Source organism: Streptomyces sp. NPDC013187 (genome assembly GCF_042899705.1).
Lineage (GTDB): Bacteria > Actinomycetota > Actinomycetes > Streptomycetales > Streptomycetaceae > Streptomyces > Streptomyces hawaiiensis_A.
This window is the reverse complement of sequence record NZ_JBIBAF010000014.1, coordinates 20267-34398: the sequence shown is the minus strand read 5'-3', so window position 1 is coordinate 34398 and position 14132 is coordinate 20267. Positions and strand designations below refer to the sequence as shown.

The following is a 14132-nucleotide window of genomic DNA, read 5'->3' as shown; positions in this document are numbered from 1 at the left end:
GAGGACGCACATGCCCCGAACCGAGCACACCTCACGCAACACCGCGCGCCTCATGGGGGCGGTCGCCTGCGCCGCCGCGCTGATCGGCACGGCCGTGACCGCTCCGGTCGCCCATGCGGCCACCCCGCGGGTCACCGTCGACCTGGGCAGAACCACCGGTGACGTGATGCACGGCGCCAACGGAACGCTGTACGGGCTCAGCGACGACGGCGTCCCGGGCGACGAGCTGGTGGCCCCGCTGCACATGACCACGGTCGTGCAGAAGGCGCCGGACGGTGCGCAGCACCCCAACGGGGACGCTCTCGCGATCAAGAGGGGCTACGACCGCAACGGCGGCGGCGAGGTCCACATCTACATGCAGGACGTCTACGCCCAGTGGCCGTACGAGAACCTCGGTCTGGACGACTACCTGGCCAAGGTCGACACCATGGTCCGCAAGGTCGCCGCACGCCCCGACCGGGACGACTTCGTGTGGGTGCCGTTCAACGAACCGGACGGCAACTGGTATCCGGACCTGGGCAGTTCCGACAGCGCCAAGTACGCGAGCGCGCTGGGCAGGTTCCGGAGCGACTGGCGCACCGTCTACGAGAAGATCCGCTCGATCATCCCCGACGCCCGGATAGCAGGGCCCAACGAGACCCACTACGACGCCAGGCTCATGGGTGACTTCTACCCGTGGGCCAAGGCCGCCGGAGTGCTCCCGGACGTCACCACCTGGCACGAGCTGGGCCCGGACTCCCTGAAGGACTTCGAGTCCCACCTCGCCGACTACCGGGCCGTCGAGGCGAAGGCCGGCATCTCCGAGCGGCCGGTCGGCATCAACGAGTACGGCAACCGGCGTGACCAGTCCGTGCCCGGCCAGATGGTCCAGTGGATGTCGATGTTCGAGCGCAACAAGGTCTACGCCGACCAGGCGTACTGGAACATCGCGGGCAATCTCAACGACAACGCCGCGCAGACCAACATCCCCAACGGCACCTGGTGGCTGCTGCGCTGGTACGCGGGCCTGACCGGCAAGACGGTGCAGCTGGACCCGCCGCAGCCGAACACCATCGACACGGTCCAGGGCATCGCCTCACTGGACACCGGCCGCACACAGGCCCAGGTACTGCTCGGCGGCACCTCCGGCGACGTCGAAACGGTGATCCGCAACGTCCCCTCGCGCTTCGGCAAGAAGGTCAACGTCACTGTCGAGCGCATCGGCTGGAGCGGCTACGAGGGCGCCGCCGAGCCCAGTGTGGTGTCCCGTACCACCCGTAAGGTCGCCGCGAACGGCAACGTCACCGTGCCCTTGACGAACCTGGACGCCATGTCGGCGTACCGCGTCACCGTCAACCCGGCCGGCAGCGGCTCACCCACCGCTGCGAGCCTGCCCTGGTCCGCGTCGTACGAGGCGGAGAACGCCGCGATCACCAGCGGCACGGTCTACTCCCAGGGTTCGCTGAGCAACCCCTACGGCTTCGCCACCTCGGGCACCAAGGACGTCGGCAGCTTGAACCAGCAGGACAGCAAGGTCACGTTCACCGTCGACGTTCCGAAGACCGGCACCTACGACCTGGACGTCTTCTACGGCAACCAGTCCGGCGGGCCCGCCACCCAGACCCTGACGGTCGACGGCGGCGCGCCGAAGACCCTCACCTACGGATCGACCTTGAACTGGACCTACCGCGCCACGGCGAGCACGCCCGTGTCCCTGACGGCCGGCAGGCATACCCTGACCCTGGGCAAGGGAACGAACGAGGTCACCCTCGACAAGATCGACCTCACCGCGTCCCGGACCGCGGACTCCGTCTACCCCGCGGCCTACGCCGACATCAGCGGGTCCCCGTCGTACGACTACGGCGCCTCCGGCATCAGCGGCGCGGGTGCCCTGGTGCTGGATCGCGGCGACCGGGCCGCCTTCGACGTCTACGCGCCGTCCGACGGCTACTACACCGTGCACGCCGACTACGCCGCCACCGGCGAGGGCACCCTGAGCCTGGACGGCGCCACCGCCGCCACGGTCCCCTCCACTCGGGGCCGGGTCAGTGACAAGTCCCTGCTGCTGTACCTGTCGCAGGGCAACAACCGCATCACCGCCGCCGTCCCGGGCGACGGCAGCCTCACCCTGCGCGACCTGCGCGTCACCGGCGCGGTCAGCACCTCGGGGGTCACCGCCTACGAGGCCGAGGACGCCACCCCCGCGGGCACCGCGTCGGTCTCCGGCAACTCCTGGGCCTCGGGCGACAAGTACGTCGGGCACGTCGGCCGGGGCGCCGGCAACACGCTCACCTTCCAGGTGAACGCCCCCTCGGCCGGGCGCCACGTCATGAACGTGCGCTACGCCAATGCCGAGGTCGCCGGGTCCGGGAACTACAACACCAATGTCATCTCCCGTGCGGCGGACATCACCGTCAACGGGACCTCCCAGAGGGTCATGTTCCGCAACTCCTACAGCTGGTCCGACTTCTGGGACCTGCCGGTCCCGGTCACCCTCAAGGCCGGCCCCAACACCATCATCTTCGGCAACGCGACGGCGTACGCACCGGACATCGACAAGGTGACCGTCGCGCCCCTGAACGGCTGACGACACCGCAGGCACTGTGCAGGCTCTTGGCCCGGACCTGGTGGGTGAAGACCAGGTCGTGCGTGGTCAGGGTGGCATCGCCGGACGGCCCTGGCGGATGTGTGACGAGCTCGATCCGGGCGAGGCGGAGGCGCGCGGCATCCACGCGCCCGTCCGCGCCCTGTCCGACAGCCCGCCCGGGGCGAGTGTCATCGCACCCGGCGATGTCCTGGGGACCCGGCTGACCCCTGAGACGGGCGGCGGTGCCTGCTGTGGCCTCGACGGGGCCGAGGGGCCCAACATGGCCTGCACCCCTCTCGTGGGCGGAGGTGGCGGACAAGGCGGCGCCGGTTCCCGCATCGGGCCGCATACCCCGAGACGTCCTCCGCGACGACCCGCTCCCACTGCTCCCCGACCATCTGTTCCGGGCCGACCGGGGAACGTTCCAGCACACCTTGGTCCGGCTACCGGCAGTTCGCAGCACGTGGCTGCTCACCGTCCTGGAAAACCTCACGCAGCCTTGGCCGATCTCTTCCAGTGACTGCGGCGGCAGGTCGTGAACTTCCCGTCAACCACGGGGCCGGGCCGGGACCGCTCGACCAGCGCGCGCCAACGTGCGGCCTCCTCCCTGTCACCCGGTCCGCCTGTCCATATGCCGGTCAAAGGTCCCACCATGCGGACGCGTTGGCCCCGACGATCTTGGTGCGGGCAGGATGCCTCTCATGACTGAGGAGATACGCAAGGCATACCTGCTGGGCGCCGAGCGGGCTGTGCACCTGCTGGCCGCGGAAGACGTGGCGCGTCGCTGGGACGAGGAGTCAGTGCTGCCGGGGATGACGGTGGGTGGACTTGCTGGTCACCTTGCGCGCAGCGTCCTGCAAGTCGAATGGTTTCTCGACGGCGAGACAGTCGGCGCGGAGCCGGTATCGCCGGTGAGCTACTACGCGCGGCTCGTCGGCACGTCTTTGCCTGACTCCGCCCTCAACGTCGGCGTGCGTGCGCGGAGCGAGGAGACGGCAGCCGCCGGCCCCGCCGCCGTGGCCGCGCAGGCACGCGCCGCATGGCAAAGGCTGGCACCACGGCTGGGTCAGGAGCCGGCCGATCGGCGAGTGGCCGTCCTCCACCGGCCTGGAGAGGAAATGCTGCTCGATGGCTACCTCCGAACCCGATGCGTCGAACTGGCAGTGCACCTTGACGACCTGGTTCTGAGCGTGGGCGCTCAGAACCAGACACCTGAAGCCACGCTCGCCATCGCGGTCGATGTCCTTGTCGCAGCCGCCCGTGAACGGCACGGCGATCAGGCCGTGCTCCACGCGCTCGCCAGGCGTGAACGCGACGCCGACCAGGCTTTGCGGGTGCTGTAAGAGCCCTCAGCCGTCGCCTTGTTCACGGTGGGCACCGTCGCGAGGGCGGCGCTCGGTCGAGCGATCGTCGGTCGAGACATGTATGAGGGCGGGGCATCCTGTCCGGCTCGGGATCGCTGGAGTTCCCCGGAAGGTCCACGGCTCCCCGATGCCGCGTTCGGCGGCCTCGCCCGGCTAGCGGTTGACGGATCGCATCCCTGCCTCGTCATACCGCTCACCCGCCGCTTCCGGCAGCTGCGCGTCGATGCGGGCCAGGTCGTCCGCGGTCAGGGTGACGTCGACCGCGGCGGCGTTCTGTTCCAGGTAGGTGCGCCGCTTGGTGCCCGGGATCGGCACCAGGTCCTCGCCCTGGGCCAGCACCCAGGCGATGGCCAGCTGTGCCGGGGGCACATCCTTCTCCGCGGCGATCTCCTTCACCTTCGCCGCCAGGCGCAGGTTCGCTTCCAGGTTGACGTCCTGGAAGCGCGGGTTCTCTCGGCGCCAGTCGTTCGCGTCCAGCTCGTCCGGCGAGGTGAAGCGCCCGGCGAGGAAGCCGCGGCCGAGTGGCGAGTACGGCACGAAGCCGACGCCCAGCTCCCGGCAGGCGGGCAGCACCTCGGCCTCCACGTCCCGTGACCACAGCGAGTACTCGCTCTGCACCGCGGTGATCGGGTACACGGCGTGGGCGCGCCGGATGGTTTCCGCGCTCGCCTCACTCAGCCCGATGTGCCGTACCTTGCCCTCGGCGACCAGCTCGCCCAGCGCGCCGACCGTCTCCTCGATCGGCACGTTCGGGTCGACCCGGTGCTGGTAGTACAGGTCGATGTGGTCTGTCCCCAAACGCCGCAGGGAGCCGTGGACCGAGCTGCGGACGTGCTCGGCGGAGCCGTCCTGCCGGCCGACCGTGGTGATGTCGCCGGGTACGGCGTCGTCCATCCGGTAGTTGAACTTCGTCGCGATCACATACTCATCGCGATGCCCCCGGATCGCCTCGCCGACGAGCGACTCGTTCGTGAGCGGCCCGTACATCTGCGCGGTGTCGAGGAAGTTCATTCCGAGCTCGAGGGCGCGCCGGATGGTCGCGATTCCCTCCTCCTGGTCGGCGGAGCCGTAGAAGGCGGACATGCCCATGCACCCCAGGCCGATGGCCGACACCTGAAGATCCCTCAGACTGCGTTTCTGCATGCCTGTCCCAGCCTTTCCCTGCCCGATCGTCGTCGTCCGGACGTCACGAATCCCTCATCCGTCCAGCGGCCGTCCCACTGCCCGGCATCCCGCGACGGGCACCGGGTGGGACGCGACTCGTGCGCCGCGGTCACTACCGACGCTACGACCTGGAGCGCACTCCAGCGCAAGTCGACCCGTCCAGGCGTGCCGACGGTGAATGACCTGGGCCCGTCCCCGGAATTGTGGCTTCCACAAGGCGCATACGGTCTCGTCCTGATGAGATCACCGGATGCTCGGCTTCCTCGTTCGTCTCCTGCCCTTCTGGGTCCGTGAGCCCCCGCTCATCGTGGTCGGATCGGTTTTCGGCGTACGCATCATGTATCCCCCGCCCAGGCCGGGACCGGGCCGCGTCCCGGCCCGGACACCGCGGAGAAGGAGCCCAACGCGTGGGGTCAGGCCATCGCCGCCGTGGCCGTGTTCGGGGCGCTCGGGGCCGCGGTGTGGGTGGCTCCGCAGGTGATGCCGTCCGAGGACAGCACCTCCCAGCCCGCCTCGTGCTCGGACGGCGAGCAGGAGGAGCTGCCTAAGGCCTACAAGAAGACGCCCTGGCCTGTGAGCGGTGATGAGCTGTGCAAGGCGCTCAACCGGCCAGACCTGGCCAAGCTCCTCGGCACGCCCGGAGAGATCGCGACGACGGCGTCCGGCAACAGCAACACCGCCCCCCTCACTGATGGCAAGGTCGCCCAGCCGGAGGCCGAGGTCAAGTTCGACACGTACACCGTGAATGTGTCGGCCACTTACAACGACTTGACGACCCACCAGTACGAGAAGCTGATGAAGACCGGCGGTGAGCGGGCCGTCGAAACGGTTGCGGTGCTCGGCCGGCCTGCGCTCTTCTCCTCGGACCACACCATGAGGTTCGAGATCGACCTCGGCAGTGGCGGATCCGGCGGACCGGTCCAGCAATGCCCACTGGCCAGGACGCTGACCGTGGCTCTCGAGCGTGACGACCGGGGCGGCTGCTACGACATCACCGTGTGGAGCGAGTCCGGAGCGGTCCCGGACGACAGCGTTCTCCTCGGCATCGCGGAGAAGGTCCTTCCGACGATCCCCGAGCGCGCTGCGCGATGACACGCCGAGAAGTGAGTGCGCACCCCGCCGCCAACGCCGTCCCACAGCTCACCCACGACCGGTAATCCTGCCCTGGCGCCCGGAGTCATCCTCGAGAGGGAGGCACCGGGAAGAGCATGCAACTACTGGTGGCATGGGCGAGCAAGCGGTCCGTCGCGTCGAACAACTGGGCTTGCGCGAGGGCGGTTTGACGGCCGCTGCTGACAACCGTGCCGATGGCACGCACCGTGCCCGTGTCCACGGTGATCCGCCGCAGGAACTTCACGGTCAGATCGAGCGAGGTGTACGCCACGCCCTGCGGAAGGGTGGACTGGACAGCGCAACCCGCCGCCGAGTCGAGCAGGGTGGCGAATATTCCGCCGTGCACGCTGCCGATCGGGTTGTAGTGCTCCTCCCCCGGCGTCAGCGAGAAGACCGCCCTGCCGGGCTCCACCTCGTCCAGGGTGAAGTCGAGGGTGTAGCTGATGGGCGGCCCTGGCAGCCGTCCCGCCTGCAGCTCACGCAGGAAGTCGATGCCGGCCATACGGCCGGCGGCTTCCGCCAGTATCGCGGGATCGTCCCACTGATACGTACGTGTTCGTCCCACGGCCTGACACCTTCCCCGCTGACTTTTTCAATTGAAGCTAGCCTGGCGCTCACCTGACTGTCAATGGCGAAGCCAGGGCCTTACGATGTCAGGATGGAGTGGCTTGAGGCGAGCACGGAGAACTGCCCCGTCCAGCGCACGCTCGACGTGGTCGGGGAGAAATGGACGCTGCTGATCCTGCGTGACGCCGTCAATGGAGTCCGCCGTTTCGACGACTTCCACCGCCACATCGGCCTGTCGGAGGCCGTCCTCAGCGACCGCCTCCGAAAGCTGACCTCGGCGGGGATCCTGAGCACTGCCCCCTATCGGGAGCCCGGGAGCCGCGTCCGCAACGAATACCGCCTGACCCGCAAGGGCTGGGACTTGTGGCCCGCCCTCATGGCGCTGAGCCAGTGGGGCGAGGCATACACACTCGGTCCCGAGGGCCCCGTACTGGACGTACGCCACACCGACTGCGACGCTCCGGTCCGGGTCGTCGTGGAGTGCTCCGCGGACCATTCCACGCTCACCCCCGGGGACGTCACCGCCCGGCTGGGAACCGGCGCCCGACCTCGGCCATGAGCCATCATCACCGCACCACGGGGGTTGAGCGGCGGTGAACGCCGGTCGTCGGCGATCAAGAAGACCTCGCCATCATCTGCCGGTCGTAATATTACGCGCGTAAGGCAATTGATTTATGGGCATGCGCGGCAATGGCCCCGCGGAGCGAAGGGAGGGGAGCCCTGTGGCGCGCTACACCAAGGAGCACAAGCAAGTGACGCGGCAGCGGATCATCGAGAGGGCCGGCCAGCGGTTCAAGCTGGACGGGATCGACGGATCCGGTGTCTCCACGCTCATGTCGGATGCCGGGCTGACCAACGGAGCCTTCTACGCCCACTTCGAGTCCAAGGACGACCTGGTCGCGAACGTCGTAGCGGACCAACTGCGTACGCAGGTGGAGCGGTACGGCACGCTGAAGCCCGGCCGTGCGGGGCTCGAGGACCTTGTTCGCGAGTACCTGTCGCCCGAGCATCGGGACCACCCTGGAGCCGGCTGCCCCTCCGCCGCCCTGCTCGACGAGATCGGCCGCTGCGAGGACGGGGCCAAGCAGGCGTACACCGACGGCGCGAAAGCCATCGTGCATGAGATCGCCGCACGCCTGACATCCGGGGACCCGCGGTCGGCACGCGGCAAGGCGATCGGCCTCTACACCATGCTGGTGGGGACGTTGCAACTGTCCCGTGCGCTCTCCGACCGAAAGTTCGCCGATGAGGTCCTTGAACAGGGCATCGAGAACGCCCTCACGTTCTTGCGGTGAGAGTGCCGCCCCCATAGACGAAAGGCCGGTCGACGGCCGCCTGAGGCGTCCCATGCACGAGGGCACCGAGCTCAACGGTGCAACCTCGCTCAACGGCTCGCGGTTCCCGCCGCACTCCGCGCCTATTACCTCGCGAGGAACTCGAGAGCCGTGTCCACGAACTGCTGGTGGAACTGGAAGATGCCGCCGTGGCCGGCGTCCGGATAGATCACCAACTCACCGTTCGGCACTCTCTGCGCCAGGTCGTACGAGTTCTTCGACGGCACCATCCGGTCGCTCTCACCGTTGGCGACGAGCACGGGCTGACGGATGACGGAAAGATCCTGGGGCCGCTCCAGCCCCCAGCGGTGAATGGCCTTGAGCTGGGCCCTGTACGCGGCGAGGGAGATGGCCTTGTCCCGGTCCTCGGTGCGCTCCTTCAAGCGGGCCAGGAACTCCTTGCCGGCCCGACGCCCGTTTGCGGTGCGGGTGAAGAAGAGGTACTGCTTCGGGTCCTGCAGGGTGAACAGCGCTCGGACGGTGTCGATGTGGGACAGCCGGGTCACGTTCTTGATGCCCTCGCCACCCGCAGGACCGGTGCCCGTGAGGATCAGCCGGCGGACCAACTGGGGGTCGGTCTGCGCGACCAACTGGGCGATCATGCCGCCCATCGAGAAGCCGTGGATGTCCACGAGCTCGAACCCGAGCGCCCGGATGAACGTGACGGCGTCCTTCGCCATCTCCTGGATGGTCTTCGGGGTGGAACCGCTGGTGGCACCGACCCCTCGGTTGTCGAACGTGATGACCCGGCGGTTCGCCGCGAAACCGTCGACGACGCGGGGGTCCCAGTTGTCGAGGACCCCTGCGAGGTGATTGAAGAAGACCACCGGCGTACCGGTCCTGGGGCCGAGATCGCGGTAGGCGAACGTCAGCCCGCCGGCGGTCACGGTGCGGTTCGGCGCGAGCCTGTACGACGTCACCTCGTCGCCTCGTACACCCTGTGCGTCGTTCATTGTCGCCTCTCACATGCCGCTGCTGCGACGACTGCGGTTGCTATCTGCAGTCGACGATCGAAGACCGTGAAGGCGGGGACCGTGCGTGGCCGGGTCCTTCGGTGACACGTCGACCATTGAAGTATGACCGTAATTCTATGAGGGGGTAAGCGGTGAGCAGTGAACGGAAGGGCCTGAAGCCGGCTCGGCGTCAGTCGCTGTCGGGCACCATCGAGACCACGACCTTGCCGGCCTTGGTGCGGCCCTGCTCGACGTACGCCATCGCCTCGAGCGTCTGGTCGAAGGGGAAGGTGCTGTCGATGACCGGGCGGAGCTTCCCGCTGTCGTAGAGGGCGCCGAGTTCACGCAACTGGGAGCCGTTGGCCCGCATGAAGAAGAACTCGTAGCGCACGCCCAGCGCCTTGGCCCGCTTGCGGATCTTGCGGCTGAGGGTGTTCATGACCAGGCCCAGGACGGAGGGGGCGCCGAGCTGCCTTGCGAAGGCGGCGTCGGGCGGGCCGACGACGCTGACGGCCAGGCCGCCGGGCTTGAGAACGGTCAGCGACTTCTCGAGGTTCGCCCCGCCCACGGAGTCCAGCACCAGGTCGTAGTCCGAGAGCACCTTCGAGAAGTCCTCCTTGGTGTAGTCGACGACCACGTCGGCGCCGAGGCTCCTGACCAACGCCTCGGCCCTGGCGCTCGCGGTCGTCGCCACCGTGGCGCCGAGGTGCCTGGCGAGCTGGATGACCGTCGACCCGAGTCCCCCGGCACCGGCGTGGACGAGCACCTTCTGCCCCGGCTTCACGTGAGCACGCTCGACGAGGATCTGCCAGGCGGTCAGGGCCACCAGCGGCACCACGGCCGCCTCCTGAAGGGTGAGGGAGGCGGGTTTGAGTGCGACGTCGTCCGCGTCGATCGCGATGAACTCCGCAAAGGCTCCGATCCGCAGGTCGCGCGGACGGGCGTAGACCTCGTCGCCGACCTGGAAGCCGTGTACGGCGGAGCCGACCTGTGTCACGACGCCTGCCACGTCGTGGCCGAGCACGAACGGGCGCTTGTACTTCAGGAGCTGCTTGAACTCGCCGTTGCGGACCATCTTGTCCAGCGGGTTGATGCCGGCGGCGCTCACCCTGACCAGAACGTCGCGGGCTCCGACGGTGGGCTCGGGCACGTCGGCGGCGCGGGCGCCGTCCTTGCCGTACTTCTCGACGACGAATGCCTTCATGTCGGCCGCCTTTCTGCGTGAGTGTCTCGGTGGTCGGTGTGATCTTGGGACGGGTCCCCTGTGCGCCTGCTTCTCGTCTGCGGCCGGGTTGACGTGCCGATCATGACAGTACTAGCTGAGTATGGAAAAGTAAACTCAGGAGAGGTTAGAATCACCCTCATGGATGCGAGGACCGAAGCTCTGCAGGACGCCGGCGTGGACCCCCGTCTCGACCGGGACACGTCGAACTGCTCGATCGGCCGGACCCTTGAGGTCGTGGGCGAGAAGTGGACGATCCTGATCCTGCGCGAGGTCTATTACGGCTCGTCCCGTTTCAGCGAGTTCGAACGCGTCCTCGGCTGTCCTCGCAACCTCCTCGCGGCGCGACTCAAGATGCTCGTGGAGGAAGGGATCCTGGCCACCGAGACCTACAAGGAGCCGGGCTCGCGGAGCCGGCCGAAGTACGTGATCACACCCAAGGGTATGGATCTGGTCCCGGCCGTGATGGGACTCCTGCAGTGGGGCGACCGCTACCGCGCCGACCCGGAGGGCCCGGCCATGCTGTCCCGGCACCGCGGATGCGGCGCGCACGTCGACACCCGGATCCGCTGCGAGCGGGGGCACGCCGTACAGCCGGAAGACATCGAGAGCGTCCCCGGCCCCGCTTTTCGTCTGAAGCCCGCCGAGTGAACGGAGCACGGTGGTGCCATGGGCTCGCGACGGGCCCAGTCCGCCGGGGTGCGTTTTCGTCCAGAAGCAACCAGGTCCCGGCAGCTCCAGCCCGTCGGCGCGGAGACCGTGAAGCCCTGCGGGTCACTGGTCTGGAGGGTGGGTGAGATGGTTTCCGGCACGGCCGTCGAGTGCCTTTCGGCACGGGGAGAGGTGTGGTGGCGACGGGGCTGGGCGGCGGCGCGCCGGGCCTTGAGGAACGTCCATGAGGGCGGCGTGACTGACAGCGCCCACCGGGCTGCCGGCCTGGTGGGCGCTGTTGTGTGACCGACGATTGAGCCACCCGGTGCGTGAGCTGGTTCAGGCGTCGGTGTCGTCGTGGCCGAGGTAGCCGCCCAGTTCGCGGGAGGCTTCGGCCTGGGCGAGGAGTTCCCTGGCCTTGGCCGTGGCGCCTTCGATGGCGTCGGCGCCGGCGAGGAAGCGCAGCGGCGGCTCGGTCTGGTCGGCGATGGTCAGCAGGGCGTGGGCGAGCTTGGCGGGGTCGCCGGGCTGCTGACCGTTGATGCTCTTCCACGCCTCGACCGTCGCGGTGGTGCGCTCGGCGTAGTCGTCGATGGTCGGCTCGGGCCAGGTGGTGGAGGCGTCCACGAGCAGCTCGGTGCGGAAGAAGCCGGGCTCCACGATCGTGGTGCGGATGTTGTACGGCGCGATGTCCTGACGCAGCGATTCCATCCAGCCCTCGACGCCGAACTTGGAGGCGGCGTAGGCGGCGTTGAACTCTGCGCCGACCAGGCCGGCGATCGAGGAGAGGGTGATGACGTGTCCGTCGCGCTGAGCACGCATGACGGGCAGGACGGCGCGGGTGACGTTCATGGGCCCGTAGAGGTTGGTCTCGATCTGCCGGTGCATGTGCTCCGGGGAGATCTCCTCGAAGAACCCGGCGTAGAAGTTCCCGGCGTTGTTGATCAGGACGTCGATACGGCCGAACCGGTCGACAGCGGCCTGCACGGCGGCCTGAGCGTCATCCAGGCTGGTGACGTCCAGCTTGGTGGCGAGCAGGTTGTCCTGCGGGCCGCCCAGGGTCGTCTCGACCTCCTCGGGGCGACGCCCGGTGGCGACGACCCGGTGGCCGGCCGCGAGGGCCTGGCGGGCGATGTCGGTGCCCAGACCGCGTCCGGCACCGGTGACGAGAATGACCTTGCTCATGAGGGACTCCTTTCCGGGCTGTGTGCGGGCCCGGGTGGATGGGGGTGGTAGATGGGTCGCCTGAAGCGGGGAGGCCGGGCTCGGAGGTGCTCAGGCTTGCTCGGTGGGCATGATCCACAGCTCGCCGACGGCGGCGTGGCGGGGACGGGTGACCATGTAGGCGACACCGTCGGCGATGTCCTCGGGGACAAGGACCTCGGTCCCCTCGAAGAAGGGGTTGATCACCTCGTCGCGGATCTCGGGCTTGTTGTGCGTGCCCAGTTCGCTCTCCACGGCGCCCGGCTCCACGACCCCGACGCGCACGTGGCGCTCGGTCACTTCCTGGCGCAGGGACTCCGTGAAGGCGTGCACGCCGAACTTGGTGGCGTTGTAGACGCCGAAGCCCTTGCTCGCCACGCGGCCGGCATAGGAGCCGATGTTGACGATGTCGGCGACCTGGCGCGGGTCCTGTTCGGCGGCCTTCAGCAGGTGCGGCAGGGCGGCGCGGGTGGTGTAGAGCAGGCCCTGGACGTTGACGGCGATCATGCGGTCCCACTCCTCGGCGTCCGCGCCGACGACCGGGCCCAGGAGCATCAGGCCGGCATTGTTGACCAGCGTGTCCAGCCGTCCGAACCGCTCGGTGACCTGCTGCACGGCGCCCTCGGCCTGGACGCGGTCGGTGATGTCCGCTTCCACCACCAGCGCCGTGCCACCGGCCTGCTCGATCTCGGCGGCGAGAGCTTCCAGGCGGTCCTTGCGGCGGGCCACGAGCGCCACCGAGGCGCCCTGCTCGGCGAGCTCGCGGGCGGTGGCGGCACCGATACCGCTGCTCGCACCGGTGACGAGTGCGACCGTGCCGGTCAGCTTCGAAGCCATGGGGGTGTCCTCATCTCAGACGTAGGGTGTGAGGGCAGACTGCGATCAGCGACGGCGACGATCTCCGATGTGCCGTTTCGGCGCGTACGGCTCGAATGATCAGTGCCGTGCAGCAGGCCCGCAGTCCAGGCAACCACCCGCCGACCCGGCCCGGGCCCCTGTACGGGGCACCCCTGTTCCGGGGGTCTGCCAGTACCCCCTTCGTCGACTCCGGCGAGCCGGGGCGGCCGTACGGTGGTCCCATGGACCGCAGCAGTGAGATCCGGGAGTTCCTGCGCACCCGCCGGGCCCGGATCACCCCCGAACAGGCCGGCCTCGCCCCCCATGGCGGCGCCCGCCGCGTGCCGGGGCTGCGCCGCGAGGAAGTCGCCCAGCTCGCCGGGGTCAGCGTCGACTACTACATCCGCCTGGAGCGGGGCCGCACCCAGGGCGTCTCCGAAAGCGTCCTGGAGGCCGTCGCCCGAGCTCTGCACCTGGACGACACCGAACGCGCCCACCTCTTCGACCTCGCTCAGCCCACCGCCACCCGGACGCGCCGCAAGCGCCCCCTGGCCCCCCAACGGGTTCACCGGGTCCTGTACCGGACCCTGGACTCACTCAGCGTCCCCGCGGTGGTCCAGGGCCGACGCACGGACGTCCTGGCCGCCAACCGGCTCGCCCACGCCCTCTACACGGACTTCGAAGCCCGGCCCCGCCGCGAACGCAACTTCGCCCGCTACGTCTTCCTCGACGAAGCCGCCCGCAGTCTGTACGCCGACTGGGACCAGGTCGCCGGCGACTGCCTGGCCATGCTGCGCCTCTACGCCGGACGTCACCCCGACGACCCGCAGCTCACCGAGCTGATCGGCGAGCTGTCCCTGCACAGCGACGCCTTCCGCCGCTTGTGGGCCGACCACGATGTCGTCGCCCACACCACCGGCACCAAACGCCTCCACCACCCGCTCGTCGGCGACCTCACCCTCGACTACCTCGTCCTGGCCGTCGAAGGCGACCCCGACCAGACCCTCACCGTCTACACCCCCGAACCCGCCTCCCCCTCCGCCGAAGCCCTCGCCCTTCTCGCCGGCTGGACCGGCACCTCCGCATCCCTGCCACGGGCACCCGAAGAGACACACGACTTGGCGGACTGACGCCCGCGCCCTTCCGCGACGTGAGCCG

General features: G+C 68.8%; 13 protein-coding genes. 7 read left to right on the top strand and 6 right to left on the bottom strand.

Annotation, left to right across the window (positions count from 1 at the left end):
* The first annotated feature begins 10 nt into the window (after positions 1–10).
* Entirely contained in the window at positions 11–2566 is a 2556-nt protein-coding gene (locus ACFY5B_RS27970; protein WP_389974159.1) for a CBM35 domain-containing protein, read from the top strand.
* A gap of 701 nt (positions 2567–3267) precedes the next feature.
* Entirely contained in the window at positions 3268–3909 is a 642-nt protein-coding gene (locus ACFY5B_RS27965; protein ID WP_389974156.1) for a maleylpyruvate isomerase N-terminal domain-containing protein, read from the top strand.
* Between the two features lie 174 nt (positions 3910–4083).
* Here ACFY5B_RS27965 and ACFY5B_RS27960 read toward each other — a convergent pair whose 3' ends face one another.
* Positions 4084–5073 (bottom strand): aldo/keto reductase, encoded by a 990-nt coding sequence (locus ACFY5B_RS27960; protein ID WP_389974153.1) that lies wholly within the window; start codon positions 5071–5073, stop codon positions 4084–4086.
* A 450-nt stretch (positions 5074–5523) separates the two neighbouring features.
* Between ACFY5B_RS27960 and ACFY5B_RS27955 the strand changes: the two genes are divergently transcribed.
* Positions 5524–6186 (top strand): DUF6215 domain-containing protein, encoded by a 663-nt coding sequence (locus ACFY5B_RS27955; RefSeq protein ID WP_389974150.1) that lies wholly within the window; start codon positions 5524–5526, stop codon positions 6184–6186.
* Between the two features lie 85 nt (positions 6187–6271).
* On the opposite strand, the gene ACFY5B_RS27950 is transcribed toward ACFY5B_RS27955, so the two are convergent.
* Positions 6272–6772, bottom strand: a complete 501-nt coding sequence (locus ACFY5B_RS27950; RefSeq protein ID WP_389974147.1) for a PaaI family thioesterase — start codon at positions 6770–6772, stop codon at positions 6272–6274.
* 93 nt (positions 6773–6865) lie between these two features.
* On the opposite strand from ACFY5B_RS27950, the gene ACFY5B_RS27945 reads away from it, so the two are divergent.
* Together ACFY5B_RS27945 and ACFY5B_RS27940 are read left to right on the top strand one after the other, a co-directional pair.
* On the top strand, positions 6866–7333 hold the full coding sequence (locus tag ACFY5B_RS27945; RefSeq protein ID WP_389974144.1) for a winged helix-turn-helix transcriptional regulator: 468 nt from the start codon (positions 6866–6868) through the stop codon (positions 7331–7333).
* 163 nt (positions 7334–7496) lie between these two features.
* Positions 7497–8069 carry a TetR family transcriptional regulator gene (locus ACFY5B_RS27940; protein WP_389974141.1) on the top strand — a complete coding sequence of 191 codons (573 nt, stop codon included), beginning with the start codon at positions 7497–7499 and terminating at the stop codon, positions 8067–8069.
* Positions 8070–8194: 125 nt separating this feature from the next.
* On the opposite strand, the gene ACFY5B_RS27935 is transcribed toward ACFY5B_RS27940, so the two are convergent.
* Together ACFY5B_RS27935 and ACFY5B_RS27930 are read right to left on the bottom strand one after the other, a co-directional pair.
* On the bottom strand, positions 8195–9061 hold the full coding sequence (locus ACFY5B_RS27935; RefSeq protein ID WP_389974138.1) for an alpha/beta fold hydrolase: 867 nt from the start codon (positions 9059–9061) through the stop codon (positions 8195–8197).
* Between the two features lie 190 nt (positions 9062–9251).
* On the bottom strand, positions 9252–10265 hold the full coding sequence (locus ACFY5B_RS27930) for an NADP-dependent oxidoreductase (protein WP_389974135.1): 1014 nt from the start codon (positions 10263–10265) through the stop codon (positions 9252–9254).
* 159 nt (positions 10266–10424) lie between these two features.
* Between ACFY5B_RS27930 and ACFY5B_RS27925 the strand changes: the two genes are divergently transcribed.
* Positions 10425–10934 (top strand): winged helix-turn-helix transcriptional regulator, encoded by a 510-nt coding sequence (locus ACFY5B_RS27925; protein WP_389974132.1) that lies wholly within the window; start codon positions 10425–10427, stop codon positions 10932–10934.
* Positions 10935–11273: 339 nt separating this feature from the next.
* Here ACFY5B_RS27925 and ACFY5B_RS27920 read toward each other — a convergent pair whose 3' ends face one another.
* Positions 11274–12119, bottom strand: coding sequence for an SDR family oxidoreductase (locus ACFY5B_RS27920; protein ID WP_389974129.1), 846 nt, complete (start codon positions 12117–12119; stop codon positions 11274–11276).
* Positions 12120–12209: 90 nt separating this feature from the next.
* On the bottom strand, positions 12210–12974 hold the full coding sequence (locus ACFY5B_RS27915; RefSeq protein ID WP_389974126.1) for an SDR family NAD(P)-dependent oxidoreductase: 765 nt from the start codon (positions 12972–12974) through the stop codon (positions 12210–12212).
* 242 nt (positions 12975–13216) lie between these two features.
* Here ACFY5B_RS27915 and ACFY5B_RS27910 point away from each other — a divergent pair, with 242 nt between their 5' ends.
* Positions 13217–14104: a helix-turn-helix transcriptional regulator gene (locus ACFY5B_RS27910; protein ID WP_389974123.1), complete on the top strand. Its 888-nt coding sequence runs from the start codon at positions 13217–13219 to the stop codon at positions 14102–14104.
* Positions 14105–14132: the final 28 nt, after the last annotated feature.